The organism is Aquabacterium sp. (genome assembly GCF_021768455.1).
Classification (GTDB): domain Bacteria; phylum Pseudomonadota; class Gammaproteobacteria; order Burkholderiales; family Burkholderiaceae_C; genus Aquabacterium.
In genome coordinates, this window is the sequence record NZ_JAIZVX010000274.1 from 1 (window position 1) to 2,016 (window position 2,016).

Sequence of the window (2,016 nt, forward strand, 5' to 3'; positions counted from 1 at the left end):
GCCTTGAGCAGGCGCACGATGCGCTCCTTGTGAGCCGGCGTGAGCTTGGCGAACACGTTGGTGGTTTCCACCGCCACGGCTAGTTCGGCGTCGTTCATCGCTTCGATGTCGTTCCCCATCAGCAGGCCCTGTTGCTCCAGGCCGACTTCGCGGCAGATCTTTGCGGTGACCAGTTCGTTATCGCCAGTCAGCACCTTGACGCTCACGCCATGGGCGGCCAGGGCCTTGAGTCGGTAGAGGCCCTTGAAGGCGGCCGCGGCATCGAACTGGCGGGCCTGCGAGACGATGCCGCGCACCACAGGGTCCATGGCATCGGGCTGGGCCTCGATGAAGGCCTCGACCGCGGCGTAGCGCTCGGCCACCCAGGGCCCCTGGTAGAGCATGGCGGCCACGTCCAAGAAGGGCTGCATGTCGACCTTGACCAGGCTGACCGGCCACGGACTGCCATCCACATCGGTCAGATCGGCCCATTGCGCCTGGGCCTGGGCGAAGCAGGCTTCGTAATCCGCGTTGCCGAAAAACTCGGGGTGGCTGGGGATGCCCACGCGCAGGGGCTTGGGCAGGCGGGGCGGCTGGGGCTGCACCACGTTGAAGGCGGCCTCGCCAGGCTGCAGGCCTTCCACCACGCGCAGCACCTGGGCGGCATCGGGCGCCGTGAGTGCGAACACGCTGATGACATCGAGCGTCTTGCAGGCAGGCACCACGCCGCGCATGGGCACCAGGCCAGGCGTGGGCTTGAGGCCGACCAGGTTGTTGAAGCCGGCCGGCACGCGGCCCGAGCCCGCGGTGTCGGTGCCCAGGGCGAAGGGCACCTCGCCACGCGCCACCACGACGGCCGAGCCGGAGCTGGAGCCGCCGCTCACGTGCTCGGCACTGAAGGTGGACTGCGGGATGCCATAGGGCGAGCGCGTGCCGACCAGGCCGGTGGCGAACTGGTCGAGGTTGGTCTTGCCGACCACGATGGCGCCAGCGGCCATCAGGCGCTTGACGAACTCGGCCGAGGCTTCGGGCAGGTAGGCGTAAGCGGGGCAGGCGGCCGTGGTGGGCAGGCCGGCCACGTCGATGTTGTCCTTGACGGCGAAGGGGATGCCGTAGAGCGGCAGGGTGTCGGGCGATTGACCTTGCAGGGCATCGAGCTGGGCCTGCAGGAAGGGGCGGCTGGCGCGGGTGATCCAGGCGGGATCGGCCTCGGCGGGCAGGGCCTCCCAGCCGGCCAGCAGGCGGGCAATGACCTGGGCGGGCTGCAGGCGGCCACTGCGGTAGGCCGCCTGCAAGCCTGTGATCGTGTTGGGCACAGGGGAAACGGCGACAACGGGGTCGTTCAAGGTCATGGCGATGGTGCGGGTCTCGCTAGGGAAAGGGGAAAGGGAAAGGGCAGGTTCAGGTGTTTCAGGGGTTGCGTCAGGCCTGCTTGAGCGCCGCGAGCAGGGCGAAACTCGGAGCGGTCCAGCCAACGATGCCCCCCTGGGCGCGGATCATCTCGATCGCCGCCGCCTTGAAAGCAGGGAAGTAGCTTTCCGTGCCGTCTTCGACGAGCAGGGCATCGTAGCCACGGTCATTGGCTTCGCGCATCGTGGTCTGTACGCAGACCTCGGTGGTCACGCCCATGAACACCAGGTGCGTGATGCCCCGCGCTTGCAGCGCCTCGGCCAACGGGGTGTCATGGAAGGCGCCTTTGCCGGGCTTGTCGATCACGAGTTCGCCCTCGATCGGGGCCAGCTCGGGAATGATGGCGTGCCCGGGCTCGCCCTGAATCAGGATGCGGCCCATGGGGCCGACATCACCGATGCGCAAGCTGGGAGCACCCCGCAGGCGCTTGGCTGGAGGGCAATCGCTCAGATCGGGGCGGTGGCCTTCGCGGGTGTGGACGACGAAACCGCCGGCCTGGCGCCAGGCCTGCAGCACGGTCTGCACGGTGGGCACGATGGCTTGCAGGAGGCTGACATCATTGCCGAGGCTGGCGCCAGGCCGGCGGTTTCGTCGTCCACACCCGCGAAGGCCACCGCCCCGATCTGA

General features: G+C 68.5%; 2 protein-coding genes. Both read right to left on the reverse strand.

Going from position 1 to position 2,016, the window contains the following annotated elements; translation table 11 throughout:
• On the reverse strand, window positions 1-1,331 hold a 1,331-nt coding region (locus tag QZ994_RS19665; protein WP_290877735.1), incomplete at its 3' end, for an amidase family protein.
• Window positions 1,332-1,401: 70 nt separating this feature from the next.
• A partial coding sequence (locus QZ994_RS19670) for a cysteine hydrolase (RefSeq protein ID WP_290877737.1) occupies window positions 1,402-2,016 on the reverse strand: 615 nt, incomplete at its 5' end.